A 12,959-nucleotide genomic window follows, 5' to 3' on the forward strand; every position below is an offset into this window, starting at 1 on the left:
CGTCCGGGAGACTGAGCATGGACTATGAAGAAGACGGGCTGACAAACCTGATGCAAATCAGAGCATTCAGCCAGGTTGTTGCGCAGGGCAGCGTTTCGCGCGCCGCCGATGAGTTATTCAGAACGCAGTCGGCCATCACCCGCTCGATTCGCGATCTGGAGCAAAAACTGGCGGTGCCGCTGTTTGAGCGCCATGCCAGCGGCATGCTGCTGACCGATTTCGGCAAGTGCGTGCTGCCGCGCGCGCGGCGGGCGATTGCGGAGCTGCATCAGGTGCCGGCGCTGCTGGCCCGTCTGCAGGGGAAAGGGGCGGCGCGCGCCGACAGCGAACCGCTGTACCTGTTTAACGTGCGCCGGCTGCAGATTTTCGTCTGCCTGTGCGAAACGCGGCATATGCAGACCGTGGCGACGCTGCTGGGCCTGAGCCAGCCGGCGATCAGCGCGGCGTTGAAGGTGCTGGAAAACGGTGCCGGCGCGCCGCTGCTGGAACGCACGCCGCACGGCATGGTGCCATCGCTGGCCGGGCGGGAGATTGAAGCCAGCATCCGGCGCGCGCTGAATGAGCTGCAGCATATTCCGGCGGATATCGCCGCCCGGCGCGGGGTGCTGACCGGCGCGGTGCGGGTCGGCGCGCTGCCGCTGGGGCGCACCCGGCTGCTGCCGCAGGCGATCGTCCAGCTGACCGCGCGCTATCCCGGCGTCAGCGTGGTGACTAACGAGAGCGCATTTTCCGTGTTGGCGTCTGAACTGCGCTCCGGCGATATCGACTTTATTTTCGGCGCGCTGCGCGACAGCGACTATGCGGCGGATGTGTACAGCGAAACGCTGTTTACCGAGGAGATGGTGCTGCTGGCGCGCCGTGGCCATCCGCTGGCGCAGGCCGGGTTGCAGCCGTCACAGCTGAAAAGCGCGCGCTGGGTGCTGCCGCGTTCGGCCACTCCGGCGCGCCGCCTGCTGGACGACTGTTTTCAGGCAATGGCGATGCCGCCGCCGTCGCCGGTGGTGGAGAGCGGCGATCTGGCGTTGGTGCGCGGGCTGTTGCTGAATTCCGATATGCTGGCGGCGGTGTCGGCGCACCAGCTGGAACATGAGCTGGCATCGGGGGAGCTGGTGCAGTTGCCGCTGGCGCTGCCCAATACCGGCCGCGCCATCGGCCTGACGTTCCGCACCGGCAGCCTGCATTCGCCGGCGGCGCAGGCGCTGATCGACAGCCTGCGCGCGCAGTGCGCCAATATCGCTTAAAGCAGGCTGGCGGCCTGCATCAGCGCGTAGCGGTAGCCCTGAATGCCAAAGCCGCAGATCACGCCGTGCGCCACGTCGGACAGGTAGGAGTGATGGCGGAACGGTTCGCGTTTGTGCACATTAGTGATATGCACCTCAAACAGCGGCAGGGCGACGGCGGTCACCGCATCACGAATGGCCACCGAGGTGTGCGTCCAGGCCGCCGGGTTGATCACCAGCGCCTGCGCCTTGGCGCGCGTCTCCTGGATCCAGTCGATCATCTGCCCTTCATGGTTGGTCTGCAGAAATACGATCCCGATATCCAGCTCCGCCGCCGTCCGATGGCACAGCGCTTCGATGGTGGCCAGGGTGTCGCGGCCGTAGGTGTCCGGTTCACGGCTGCCCAGCAGGTTGAGGTTGGGGCCGTTGAGCACGTAAATGGTTTTCATCATCTCTCCGTTAATCAGCAAAGCCAAACAGGCGCTGCGGCGTTTGCCACAGAATGTGCCGACGCGTCTGTTCGTCGGGGAACAGGCTTTCGCATAGCATCAGCAGTGTGCCCATGTCCATCCGTTCGGTGGCGCGCAGGAACGGCCAGTCCGATCCCCACATGCACTTCTCCGCACCGTAGGCGCTCAGCAGCGCCTGCAGGTAGGGCTGCGCGTCGCTGAACGGGTAGTGCCGGCGGGAAAACTTCGCCAGCCCGGACAGTTTCATATAGACGTGTTCACGCTCCGCCAGCCGCAGCAGCGCCTGAAAGGCCGGCTGTGTCAGCCCGGCGTCGACATCGGGTCGGCCGCAATGGTCAAACAGCAGTTTGGCGCGGCTGCGCTGCAGCAGCGGCAGCAGCGCCGGCAGTTGGTCGTCCTGCACCTGAATTTGCGCGTACAGCCCCAGCTCCGTCAGTTGGGCCATCAGCCGGTCAAGCTGCAGAAACGGCGCGACGCCGAGCATGGCGACGTTAAGGGCGATGCCGACCACGCCCTGCGCCTGCAGCTGCGCCAGCGTTTCGCTGCTGCTGTCGAACGGCACCACCGCGATGCCTTTGTGGCGGCCTTCACCGGCGGCCAGCGCCGCCAGCAGACAGCGGTTGTCGGTGTTGTAGCCCGAGGTGGGGCCGACAATCAGCGAATGGCGAATGCCATAGGCCCGCATCACCGCGCGATAGTGCGCCGGGGTCGCCAGCTCATGGCCGGCCGGGTTATAGGCGCTGTCCGGCGCATAGGGGAAATTGGCCGGGTCGAACAGGTGGTGGTGGCAGTCGATTTTCGGCTGGGTAAATAGCGTCGTCATGCGTTTTTCCCCGCTACGGAGTACAGCACCTGCTGGTTACGCGTCTTCTGGAATTCCTCCAGGGTTTCGCCGCGCATGGCGGCGTAGATATGCAGGTTGGAGCAGCCGACCACCGCGCCGAGCTTCTCCAGCAGGAAGAAGCTGACGCCGTAGCGGATCATCGCCCGCCAGTCGAGTTCGCGCAGCATGCGTTGCTCCTCGTCGCTCAGCGCCGCCTGGTCAAACAGCGCCTGCTGCTGCTCCAGGAAGCGGGCGCGCCAGTCCGGTTGGATCAGCCGGTGCAGGAAGCGGTTGATACGCAGCGCCTTCAGGCTGCGGGCATGGGTGAACGGGTAGGTGCCCGCCAGTTTTTCCACCCCGGCCAGCTGCTGGTTAATTTTATCGTGCTGGCGCTGCTGCACGTCGACCGGCGCTTCGCGCGCGCGGTTTTCCAGAATCAGCGTGGAGATGCCGGTCATCGAGGGCAGGTAATAGGCCTCATGCAGCTTTTCCACGTTGGCGGAGAGCGCGCCGCGCATAATCAGCCACATAATCACCTCCGCGCCCTCCAGGCCGCCGAGGGTGGCGTATTCCGCCAGGGTGATGTCGGTCAGACGCTGCGGGTCGTTCACCAGCATATCGACGAACTGAGCATCCCACTCCGGGTTATTGAAGCCGCAGCGTTCGCCGTGCACCTGATGCGAAACGCCGCCGGTGGCGACCACCGCCACTTTCAGGTCCTCCGGGAAGCTTTCGATCGCCCGCCGCAGCGCCTGGCCCAGCTTGTAACAGCGGCGGGCGGACGGGATCGGGAACTGCAGCACGCCGACCTGCAGCGGCACCACCCGGGTCGGCCAGCCGCCGTCCTGCCACGGCAGCAGGGCGGACAGCGGTGAAAACAGGCCGTGGTCCAGCGGTTTATCCTGGAAGAACGCCATGTCGAATTCGTCCGCCATCAGGCTGGCGCCGATATGCTGCGACAGCGCCGCATGGCCGGCGACGGGCGGCAGATCGCGCGGGCCGCCGCCTTCGTCGGCGACGGCGTAGCTGTCGTCAATCCCCAGCGCAAACGCCGAATAATGGTCGAAGAAGAATGAGGTGACGTGGTCGTTGAACACGTACAGCAGTACGTCGGGCTTTTTCTCCGCCAGCCACTGCTGCATCGGGGCGAAACCGTCGAAAATCGGCGCCCAGGCGCTCTCCTGCTGTTTATTATGATCCACCGCAAAGCCGATGGTGGGGGTGTGGGACACGGCCAGTCCGCCAATAATCGTTGCCATCCTGATACCTCTGTCTGAAAGTGTTTAGCGGTTATTCATCGTGCGCGACAGTGCGGGCAGATCGTTAAGGCCGATGCCTTTTATCCTTTCCGCCGGGCGCGCATGCTGATGATTGATAATGGTAATCGCCGCCAGCAGAGCCGGGGTGGCGAGGATAATAAAAATACTGGTGGCGCCGGGGAACATCCCCAGCAGCACGCCGCCGAGCGACGAGCTGATAATCGCGCCGCTGCGGCCGATGCCGTGCATCCAGCTGACGCCGGTGGCGCGCATTTCCGTCGGGTAGAACGCCGGGGAGAATGCCTGCAGACCGGTCTGCGCACCGTTGATGCAGACGCCGCTGATAAACACCAGCACCGCCAGCGCCGTCGGGCCGAAGCCCCAGATGCCCTGCGCCAATAGGCAGCACATGCCCATCAGATAGAACAGGGCGATCACCCGTTTGGCGACGAAACGGTCCATCAGATTGCCCACCAGCAGCCCGCCGATGGTGCCGCCCAGCTGGAATAAACCGGCGATAATCGCTGCTCGCTCCAGCGAAAAACCGGCGCCGCGCACGATGGTCGGCAGCCAGCCGTTGAGCAGATAAATCACGAACAGCCCCATAAAATAGGTGAGCCACAGCACCAGCGTGCCTTTGGCGTAGCCGTTGCTGAACAGCTGCAGCACCCGGGCCTTTTTGGCGATCACCGGTGTTTTTAACACGAAGGTGGTGCCGGCGCTGAAGACGCCGCCGGCGCGCCGCAGGATGCGGGCGATTTTGTCCTTATGCTGGTTGCGCACCACCATATACAGGGTGGATTCCGGCAGGATCCACATCAGCAGCGGCAGCATCAGCAGCGGCAGCAGGCCGCCGAGAAACAGCACCGCTTTCCAGCCCAGGCTCGGCAGCATGCCGGCGGCGATAAAGCCACCGGCGCCGGAGCCGATATTAAAGCCGCTGTACATCAGGGTAATCATCAGGCTGCGGCGGCGCTCCGGCATATATTCGGACACCAGCGTCACGCAGTTGGGCATCACCGCCCCCAGCCCGAGGCCGGTCAGGAAGCGCAGCACCGCCATTTCCAGCGGGGTGCGGGCAAAGGTGCTGAGCAGGCTGAACAGCGAGAAACAGAGGATCGACAGCAGCAGCACCTTTTTGCGGCCGAAGCGGTCGGAGTAGGGGCCGGCGATTAACGCGCCGAGGGCAACGCCGAGCATCGCCGCGCCGAGGATCGGCCCCATTTCACCCCGTGAAATGCCCCAGTCCTCGATCAGCGCCGGCGCGATAAACCCCATGACCGCGGCGTCGTAACCGTCGAACATGATAATGATGAAGCACAGGAGTAATACCAGCCACTGATAGCCGGAGATGGGGCGCGAATCGATCCACGCTTTGACGTCAACAATGTTGTGGTTGCTCATCGGGTACGCTCTCTGTTTTTTTTATTAATATGTGATCGGATTAAAACTTTGGCCGCAGGCCGGAAACGTATTGGATGAGCGTCAGCCGATGTGTTTTAAATGTTTATAGCATTAAATTGATGTGTATCAATAAATTATGTTGAATGTTGCTGACGCCTCGTTAACCACGTTAGGGAGTGCGCCGCGGGTTGTCTGCCGGAAAATGATTAACGAGGTATGAGTTTTATTTATTTGTCTGGCGGACGGGGATAAAAAAGGGCGCAGTGGCTGCGCCCTTGTGGAGGTCTGCGGCGTTAGCGCTGCGGGCCGGCGGCCAGCAGGCGTTCTCCCGCCGGGGTGACGGTATATTTGGCGAAGTTGTCGATAAAACGCTGCGCCAGATCCTGCGCTTTTTCCTGCCACAATGACGCGTCGGCGTAGGTTTTGCGCGGGTCGAGGATCGCCGGGTCGACGCCCGGTAGCGCGGTTGGCACCGCCAGGCCGAAGATCGGCAGGGTGAAGGTATCGGCCTGCTCAATCTCGCCGTTGAGGATGGCGTCGATAATGCCGCGCGTATCCTTGATGGAAATACGCTTGCCGCTGCCGTTCCAGCCGGTATTCACCAGATAGGCCTGTGCGCCGGCGGCCTGCATGCGTTTCACCAGCACTTCGGCGTACTGTGTCGGGTGCAGCGTCAGGAAGGCGGCGCCGAAGCAGGCGGAGAAGGTCGGCGTCGGTTCGGTGATGCCGCGCTCGGTGCCCGCCAGTTTGGCGGTGAAGCCAGACAGGAAGTGATACTGCGTCTGCTCCGGCGTCAGGCGCGATACCGGCGGCAGCACGCCGAAGGCGTCGGCGGTCAGGAAGATGATCTTCTGCGCGTGACCGGCCTTGGATACCGGCGTGACGATATTGTCGATATGATAAATCGGGTAGGAGACGCGGGTGTTCTCGGTTTTGGCGCCGTCGTCGAAATCAATGCTGCCGTCGGCGCGCACCGTGACGTTTTCCAGCAGCGCGTCGCGGCGAATGGCCTGATAAATTTCCGGCTCGGCCTGCGGCGACAGCTTGATGGTCTTGGCGTAGCAGCCGCCTTCGAAGTTGAACACGCCGTCGTCGTCCCAGCCGTGTTCGTCATCGCCGATCAGCTGGCGTTTCGGGTCGGTGGACAGCGTGGTCTTGCCGGTGCCGGACAGGCCGAAGAAGACCGCCACGTCGCCCTGTTCGCCGACGTTGGCCGAGCAGTGCATGGAGGCAATGCCCTTCAGCGGCAGCAGGTAGTTCATAATCGAGAACATGCCCTTTTTCATTTCGCCGCCGTACCAGGTGCCGCCGATCAGCTGCATACGCTCCGTCAGGTTGAAGGCGACGAAGTTTTCCGAGTGCAGCCCCTGTTGCTGCCAGTCCGGATTGGTGCATTTGGCGCCGTTCAGCACCACGAAGTCCGGCTCAAAGTCCGCCAGCTCGGCATCGCTCGGGCGGATAAACATGTTTTTCACGAAGTGCGCCTGCCAGGCGACCTCGGTGATAAAGCGCACCTTGAGGCGCGTGTCGGCGTTGGCGCCGCAGAAGGCGTCAACCACAAACAGACGCTTGCCGGACAGCTGATCGCCCACGCGGGTTTTCAACTGCTGCCAGACCGCCGGCGACATCGGCTGGTTGTCGTTTTTGCCGGTGCCGCTGTCTGACCACCAGACGGTGTCGCGCGTGACGTCGTCACGCACAATATACTTATCCTTCGGCGAACGGCCGGTAAACTCGCCGGTATCGACGGCGACCGCGCCGAGGTTGGTTAGGGTGCCGCGCTCCAGCGGCGGCAGGTCGGCGCGGGTTTCTTCGTTAAACAGCAGGTCATAGTCAGGGTTGTAAACGATATCGCTGGCCTGATGGATACCGTAGCGGGCAAGGGTTTGCGGGGTTACAGCGGTTGAAGACATAGTCTACGTCCTTATCATACCTTTCGGTGCGACGCCGCCGTTGTGTAAACCGCCGGGTCAACTGCCTGGGGTATCGTGATAGTGTGTCCGGCTGCGCGCGTAACGACAGCGGACGTTTTATTTTGCTGACCGGATTCAGCCGGGCTATTTCCGGTTCTTATTTCTGCAAGTCCGCAGATGTTTGCCGTTGCCTATAGCATGACGGCAAAAATTATCCCGATTAATTTAATTACAAAATGCTGACGATAATTAATTAAAGCCAACCTTAGCGGGGTGTCACACTATTTAATTAAGCCGGGTTAATTTTGTTCTGCTTTTTTATTTTTTATCATATCTTCGGCCTTGTCTACTGTTTTATCTGCCTCCAATAACCCGGATCCTCGCGCTGTTCCGGGCGGTAATCTCATGTTTTTAATTATTAATTATTTTCCTGCGGGCGAAGTGCGCCCGTGGTTTATCAGACACTTGCGGACAGGGTGAATAATGAAACAGATAAATGCACAACTCGGTTACCAACGACAAACGTCACCATCAGATTCTTCCGGAATAATACAAAAAATACGCAGAATGGATATCGGTGCGGTGCCGATCGCGCTGTTTATCACTATTTGCGCCATCGTTGCCATTTCGGCCTATGCCAACTTTTTACCGAAAAATATGATCGGTGGCCTGGCGGTGATCATGACGCTGGGTTTTGCGCTGGCGCATTTGGGAAAGTCTATTCCGCTATTGCGGGAAATTGGCGGGCCGGCGATTTTATGCCTGATGGTGCCGTCGGTGCTGGTCTATTTTAATGCCTTCCAGCCGAATGTGCTGGCGACGGTTAATCTGCTGATGAAAGAGGCCAACCTGCTGTACTTCGTGATCGCCAGCCTGGTGGTCGGCAGTATTCTCGGCATGAACCGGGTGATCCTGATCCAGGGGATGATTCGCATGTTTGTGCCGCTGCTGGCAGGGACGCTGAGCGCGGTGGCGACCGGCCTGCTGGTGGGGCAGCTGTTCGGCTACGGCGTCTATCACACCTTCTTCTTTATTATCGTGCCGATTATCGGCGGCGGTATCGGTGAGGGGATTTTACCGCTGTCGCTGGCCTACTCGGCGATCCTGGGCGGCACGCCGGACCTGTACGTGGCGCAGCTGGCGCCGGCGGCGGTGCTGGGGAACATTTTCGCCATCGTCAGCGCCGGGGTGCTGGCGCGCATCGGCATGCAGCGCCGTACGCTGAGCGGCGACGGGATGCTGATTCGCTCTGCGCAGGACAACGCGCTGTTTACACGTCAGGAGGGCGGCGGCGCGGTGAATTTTCACTGGATGGGCGGTGGGCTGCTGGTGATTTGCGCCTTTTTTATCGTCGGCGGGCTGTTTGAGCATCTGGTGCATATTCCCGGCCCGGTGCTGATGATCCTGTTTGCGGTATTGTGCAAATACTGCCGCATTATTCCCGCCAGCATGGAGAATGGCGCGCACAGTTTTTATAAATTCGTTTCCGCCGCGCTGGTGTGGCCGCTGATGATCGGCCTGGGCATGCTGTACGTGCCGCTGGAGAACGTGGTGGCGGTGTTCTCCGTCGGCTACGTTGTCGTCTGCGGCTCGGTGGTGCTGTCGATGGGGTTGGTGAGTTTCCTGATTGCGCCACGGCTGAAGATGTTTCCGGTGGAGGCGGCGATCGTCACCTGTTGCCACAGCGGGCTGGGCGGCACCGGCGACGTGGCAATTTTGTCGGCGTCGAACCGCATGGGGCTGATGCCGTTTGCGCAGATCGCTACGCGCATCGGCGGGGCGTCGACGGTCATTGGCGCGACGCTGCTACTGGGCTGGCTGACACGCTGAGGTAAAATCAGGAAAAAACCAGCTTTTCTGCTTAATGCTGATAATTCTGATTAAATTTTCAGATTGTTCATGAGATAATTTTTGTCAGGCGTCTGGGCTTGCATACCTTGGACGCCTGCCGAGTCGCCAGCCATACGGTTGGCGATTCATTTTCCCCCTTTGAGCATATTGATCGCCGCTCCCAGCAGAATACGCTGCTCAATGTCCTGACTGTCTGCCGACTGACGTGCCAGCTGTTGGGCCAGGCTTTCCACCGACAGTGCTTCGCCGCGATGGCGCAGCTGCATCACGCCGTCGCCAATCAGGCGGGCGACTTCGTCCCAAACGGGTTTTATCTCCTGCTCCGAGAACTTCATCGCTTACCTCGGTCGGTGATTTTTTGCTCAATGTAGCAGTTGGCCGACGAGGACGCCAGCGCTGCTCACGGGCAACCGTAAAACCGGAAGTATAAAAAACAGGCCATCCGTATTTCTTCTGCTTTCGCCGCTTAATACTTAAAGGGTCAAACCGCGGAGGGTGAAATGATGAGTCTGGTGGAGCAACTGATGGAGTATTACCGTGCATCAAACGCGGCGGAAGTCCGGCATCCGATTTGCCGCTGGTGGCTGCCGCAGGGAGAGGCGCGGGTGGCCTATTTACGTGAACTGCTGGAGCCGGCGGCTGGATCGTCCGCTGCACGGCGCTAAGTAACCAGGCGGCCGGCCTGCCGGCCGCTTAGCCGAAGGCGATCGCCGCCCAGCGCAGTAGCAGCAGGGCCAGACAGATGCCCAATAGCACCAGCAGGACTTTCCCATGCTTGGCGCGCATACGTTTGGTGACCAATGGCGCCTCCCGGAGTTCAGACGCTGAGAAGACCGATGCCCAGCCCGGCCACTACCAGTACAACCAGCGTGACGGCCTGCAACAGGTCGCTGAAGGTATCGTCGGGATCTTTGTCATACTCTTTCATGGTACTGCTCGCCTAGGCTATTCGCCGGCCGTGAATGAGGCCCCAGTATGCCTGTCATCAGCCGGCAGTCACAGGGGCGTTCGGTAAATATCAGGTAAAGATTGGTCGGCGACGCTCCGGCGGCTTTGTAGTATGCTCTCCGTATTAACTTCTTTTCTGACAGGCAGATAACCATGGCCAAGACAATACCGGCACAATATGAACATGCGGAGCGCTGGGCGTTCGGCGATAACGAAGCGCTGGCGGATGAGCTGGTGCAGCTGATTCTCAACGGCACTAAAACCGCCACCTGCTCCAATCTGGATGAAGACGGCATCCCGCAGGCCGGCGATATTTTTGTGGTGGTGGACGGGCGGGGAGAGCCGGCCTGCGCGATCAGGCTGACCTCGGTCGACGTGCGCAGCTACGATCGGGTGGACGAGGCGCATGCCTTTGCTGAAGGGGAAGGCGACCGCACGCTGGCCTATTGGCGCCGCGAACACCGGCGCTTCTTTGAGGCATACGATCTGTTTACGCCGGATATGACGCTGATCCTGATGCATTTTGCCGTGGTAGAGGCGTTTTAGGCCGATGCGCACGGTGCCCTATTGCTGCCAGTGGGCCACGCCGGAGCTGGCGGCCGATCTGATCGCCGGCCGCGCCGCATTGGCGGATGACCCGAACTGGGCGGCCAGCGGCGCGTTGACGCAGGCGGAATACCTGGAGTGGGCCAACCACGTGTGCGGCATGGCCTGCCTGCGCATGATTCTGCGCCACCGCGACGGCAGCGCGCCATCACTGCTGGCGCTGGCGCGCCGCAGTCTGCCTTACGGCGCCTATGTGCGGCAGGATGACGGCGGGATCAAGGGGCTGATTTACGCGCCTTTTGTCCGTTACGTGGGCGAACAGTTTGCGCTGCAGGCGGCGGTGCAGGTCGATATTACGGCCGAGCAGCTGCCGGCGCTGCTGGCCGAATGGCGCTATATCATCGCGTCGGTGCATCCTTCCATTCGCCAGCCGCTGCAGACGCCGCCGCAGCGCGGCGGGCATCTGGTGCTGATCACCGCGGCACCGGCGGGGCAGCTGCAATTCCATAACCCGTCCGGCGATCGTCCGGCGACGCAGGAGGACGTGACAATGTCACCCGAGACGTTTAGCCGCTTCTTTGCCGGGCGCGCCATCACGGTGAAATAAAAACGCGCTGCATGATTGCACAGCGCGTTTTTAACGCTCCTTACCGCCGTTCAGCCGATACGCATAATCCAGGCGTCCTGCTGACGATCATAATGCTGCTTATACAGCAACAGCTGTTTACCGTTCAGGGTGGCGGGAATGCTGGTGTGTTCGTCCCAGCCATCCAGTTGCATGCACAAATCCGGGTCCGACTTGCACGGAATGGTCAGTAAGCCATCGCTTTCCGCCTGTTCGGCGGCGGAATGGATGGCGTCATCGACCTCAAAACTACCAATTTTCACTACGGATACGCTCATGAATGCTCCTTTTCAGCCAAATGCAGGAGGTACGACCAGTTGGCTCGTCATCAATGAGCATAGACAAGGGTGAACAAAATGTCACCGAAAAATTTTATCCGCGTGCGTGCAGCGATGGCGGCGGGCTGGCCGCCATCGGTTTGGGGAAGGGAACTATTGGTGGAAGTCGAGCGCGCCGTCGCGCACCAGTTCACGCGGCAGATTGTTTTTAATCCGGCTGCCGATGCGTTTGGCGATGCCCAGCGGCTGCTGCTGGTAGGTGACGATGCACTCTTCACCCTGCGGCGGCTCCGCCGGGTACAGATCGCGGCCGTGATACCACTCCTGCGCCAGCGCGGCATCCAGCTCGAACGCCTGCGACCCTTGGCCGTCCGCCAGCGCGATCGCCGCCTCATGCTGCCAGCGATAGCCTTTGGGGAAGCGCTCGGCCAGTTTCACACCGATGCGTGAAAAGCGCACTTTGCCGATCAGCGCTTCCAGCGCGGTCGGGAACAGCCAGATCTCTTTGTCGCGCGTCCACAGGGCGTGGGCGGCGTCATCCCAACTCAAGCCGGCGGCGTTGGCGGCCTGACGCACCAGTGCGCCGTCTTTGCGCGACATCGGCGTGAAGGGGAACTTGCCCACCTTATAGCTCGGCTTTGCCAGCGGCGGCACCGAACGGTGTTTGCGCAGGCGGGCGACGAAAAAACCTTCGCTGTCGTAGATTTGCGGGAACACGTGCAGAAAACCTTCCGCCGTCAGCGCCCGTTGCGCATCGGGGAACAGTTCGCCCAGCGGCTCGATGCTGACCGCATCGCCATAGCTGGCCAGCAGGCTGCGGATCACCGCCTGGTTCTCCTGTTCATTCAGGGTGCAGGTGGAGTAGACCAGCATGCCGCCCGGCGCTAACGCGTGGAAAGCGCTGTCGATCAACTCGCGCTGCGTGTCGGCGATGCTGGTGACGCTCTCCGGCGACCAGTTGCTCATGGCATCGGGATCTTTACGCACCACGCCTTCGCCGGAGCAGGGGGCGTCCAGCAGGATGGCGTCAAAGGCTTCCGGCAGCGCAGCGCCGAATACTCGGCCGTCAAAATGGGTCAGCGCGCAGTTGCTGACTCCGCAGCGGCTGATATTGGCATGCAGCACTTTAACCCGGCTGGCGGCGTATTCATTGGCGACGATGCCGCCCTGATTATGCATCAGCGCGGCGATTTGGGTGGTTTTTGAGCCCGGCGCGGCGGCGACGTCCAGCACCCGCGTCGGTGCATCGCCGCCGGCAAACAGCGCGCTGACCGGCAACATTGAGCTGGCTTCCTGGATATAAAACAGGCCGCTGAGGTGTTCGGCCGCGCTGCCCAGCCGCAGGCTTTCATCGTCACGGGCGATCCAGAAGCCCTCGGCGCACCAAGGGATAGGCTCCAACTGCCAGTCGTACTCTTTTACCCGAGCCAGAAAATCGGCGACGCTGATTTTCAGCGTATTGACGCGCAGACTGCGGCGTAACGGGCGTTGACAGGCGGCGATAAAGTCGTCCATTGACAATTCGGCGGGCATGATGGCGCGCGTGGCGTCGAGAAACGCCGGCGGCAGAACTACGGAAGCAGGTTTAACCACAGAAAACTCTTGCGAGAAATAAGAAGGAA

General features: G+C 61.1%; 14 protein-coding genes. 5 read left to right on the plus strand and 9 right to left on the minus strand.

Going from position 1 to position 12,959, the window contains the following annotated elements; genetic code table 11:
* The first annotated feature begins 17 nt into the window (after positions 1 to 17).
* Entirely contained in the window at positions 18 to 1,241 is a 1,224-nt protein-coding gene (locus tag D781_RS09220; protein WP_015672049.1) for a LysR family transcriptional regulator, read from the plus strand.
* Here the strand turns inward: D781_RS09220 and aroQ are convergent.
* From aroQ to pckA, 5 genes are all read right to left on the minus strand, one after another.
* Positions 1,238 to 1,669, minus strand: coding sequence for a type II 3-dehydroquinate dehydratase (aroQ, locus tag D781_RS09225; protein ID WP_015672050.1), 432 nt, complete (start codon positions 1,667 to 1,669; stop codon positions 1,238 to 1,240). The genes D781_RS09220 and aroQ overlap by 4 nt on opposite strands.
* A gap of 10 nt (positions 1,670 to 1,679) precedes the next feature.
* Positions 1,680 to 2,513, minus strand: a complete 834-nt coding sequence (locus D781_RS09230) for an amidohydrolase family protein (RefSeq protein WP_015672051.1) — start codon at positions 2,511 to 2,513, stop codon at positions 1,680 to 1,682.
* Complete coding sequence (locus tag D781_RS09235) at positions 2,510 to 3,772, minus strand: gallate dioxygenase (protein WP_015672052.1); 1,263 nt, start codon at positions 3,770 to 3,772, stop codon at positions 2,510 to 2,512. Before D781_RS09235 ends, D781_RS09230 begins: the two co-directional genes overlap by 4 nt.
* A 24-nt stretch (positions 3,773 to 3,796) precedes the next feature.
* The gene (locus D781_RS09240) at positions 3,797 to 5,176 is read right to left on the minus strand and encodes an aromatic acid/H+ symport family MFS transporter (RefSeq protein WP_015672053.1); all 1,380 of its coding nucleotides are present in this window, start codon (positions 5,174 to 5,176) and stop codon (positions 3,797 to 3,799) included.
* Between the two features lie 293 nt (positions 5,177 to 5,469).
* Positions 5,470 to 7,089, minus strand: a complete 1,620-nt coding sequence (pckA, locus tag D781_RS09245; RefSeq protein ID WP_015672054.1) for a phosphoenolpyruvate carboxykinase (ATP) — start codon at positions 7,087 to 7,089, stop codon at positions 5,470 to 5,472.
* A gap of 483 nt (positions 7,090 to 7,572) precedes the next feature.
* On the opposite strand from pckA, the gene D781_RS09250 reads away from it, so the two are divergent.
* The gene (locus D781_RS09250) at positions 7,573 to 8,919 is read left to right on the plus strand and encodes a 2-hydroxycarboxylate transporter family protein (RefSeq protein WP_041411779.1); all 1,347 of its coding nucleotides are present in this window, start codon (positions 7,573 to 7,575) and stop codon (positions 8,917 to 8,919) included.
* Between the two features lie 146 nt (positions 8,920 to 9,065).
* Here the strand turns inward: D781_RS09250 and D781_RS09255 are convergent, their stop codons facing one another.
* Entirely contained in the window at positions 9,066 to 9,275 is a 210-nt protein-coding gene (locus tag D781_RS09255; RefSeq protein ID WP_015672056.1) for a hypothetical protein, read from the minus strand.
* 165 nt (positions 9,276 to 9,440) lie between these two features.
* Here D781_RS09255 and D781_RS23850 point away from each other — a divergent pair, with 165 nt between their 5' ends.
* Positions 9,441 to 9,605 (plus strand): hypothetical protein, encoded by a 165-nt coding sequence (locus D781_RS23850; protein ID WP_015672057.1) that lies wholly within the window; start codon positions 9,441 to 9,443, stop codon positions 9,603 to 9,605.
* A 28-nt stretch (positions 9,606 to 9,633) separates the two neighbouring features.
* Here D781_RS23850 and yniD read toward each other — a convergent pair whose 3' ends face one another.
* Positions 9,634 to 9,741, minus strand: a complete 108-nt coding sequence (yniD, locus tag D781_RS24115; protein ID WP_225365479.1) for a small membrane protein YniD — start codon at positions 9,739 to 9,741, stop codon at positions 9,634 to 9,636.
* A 300-nt stretch (positions 9,742 to 10,041) separates the two neighbouring features.
* On the opposite strand from yniD, the gene D781_RS09260 reads away from it, so the two are divergent.
* Together D781_RS09260 and D781_RS09265 are read left to right on the plus strand one after the other, a co-directional pair.
* Positions 10,042 to 10,434, plus strand: a complete 393-nt coding sequence (locus D781_RS09260; RefSeq protein ID WP_015672059.1) for an ASCH domain-containing protein — start codon at positions 10,042 to 10,044, stop codon at positions 10,432 to 10,434.
* Between the two features lie 4 nt (positions 10,435 to 10,438).
* Positions 10,439 to 11,041, plus strand: a complete 603-nt coding sequence (locus tag D781_RS09265) for a hypothetical protein (RefSeq protein WP_015672060.1) — start codon at positions 10,439 to 10,441, stop codon at positions 11,039 to 11,041.
* Between the two features lie 50 nt (positions 11,042 to 11,091).
* On the opposite strand, the gene D781_RS09270 is transcribed toward D781_RS09265, so the two are convergent.
* On the minus strand, positions 11,092 to 11,337 hold the full coding sequence (locus D781_RS09270) for a DUF1480 family protein (RefSeq protein ID WP_015672061.1): 246 nt from the start codon (positions 11,335 to 11,337) through the stop codon (positions 11,092 to 11,094).
* 153 nt (positions 11,338 to 11,490) lie between these two features.
* Positions 11,491 to 12,930: a 16S rRNA (cytosine(1407)-C(5))-methyltransferase RsmF gene (rsmF, locus tag D781_RS09275; RefSeq protein ID WP_015672062.1), complete on the minus strand. Its 1,440-nt coding sequence runs from the start codon at positions 12,928 to 12,930 to the stop codon at positions 11,491 to 11,493.
* Positions 12,931 to 12,959: the final 29 nt, after the last annotated feature.

This window comes from Serratia sp. FGI94 (assembly GCF_000330865.1).
Lineage (GTDB): Bacteria > Pseudomonadota > Gammaproteobacteria > Enterobacterales > Enterobacteriaceae > Serratia_B > Serratia_B rubidaea.

Coding starts and splice junctions, on each gene's coding strand:
- D781_RS09230 (WP_015672051.1), bottom strand. CDS start 2,513: ATGACGACGCTATTTACCCAGCCGAAAATCGACTGCCACCACCACCTG.
- D781_RS09270 (WP_015672061.1), bottom strand. CDS start 11,337: ATGAGCGTATCCGTAGTGAAAATTGGTAGTTTTGAGGTCGATGACGCC.
- D781_RS09220 (WP_015672049.1), top strand. CDS start 18: ATGGACTATGAAGAAGACGGGCTGACAAACCTGATGCAAATCAGAGCA.
- aroQ (WP_015672050.1), bottom strand. CDS start 1,669: ATGAAAACCATTTACGTGCTCAACGGCCCCAACCTCAACCTGCTGGGC.
- D781_RS23850 (WP_015672057.1), top strand. CDS start 9,441: ATGATGAGTCTGGTGGAGCAACTGATGGAGTATTACCGTGCATCAAAC.
- D781_RS09235 (WP_015672052.1), bottom strand. CDS start 3,772: ATGGCAACGATTATTGGCGGACTGGCCGTGTCCCACACCCCCACCATC.
- D781_RS09255 (WP_015672056.1), bottom strand. CDS start 9,275: ATGAAGTTCTCGGAGCAGGAGATAAAACCCGTTTGGGACGAAGTCGCC.
- D781_RS09260 (WP_015672059.1), top strand. CDS start 10,042: ATGGCCAAGACAATACCGGCACAATATGAACATGCGGAGCGCTGGGCG.
- pckA (WP_015672054.1), bottom strand. CDS start 7,089: ATGTCTTCAACCGCTGTAACCCCGCAAACCCTTGCCCGCTACGGTATC.
- D781_RS09265 (WP_015672060.1), top strand. CDS start 10,439: ATGCGCACGGTGCCCTATTGCTGCCAGTGGGCCACGCCGGAGCTGGCG.
- D781_RS09250 (WP_041411779.1), top strand. CDS start 7,573: ATGAAACAGATAAATGCACAACTCGGTTACCAACGACAAACGTCACCA.
- D781_RS09240 (WP_015672053.1), bottom strand. CDS start 5,176: ATGAGCAACCACAACATTGTTGACGTCAAAGCGTGGATCGATTCGCGC.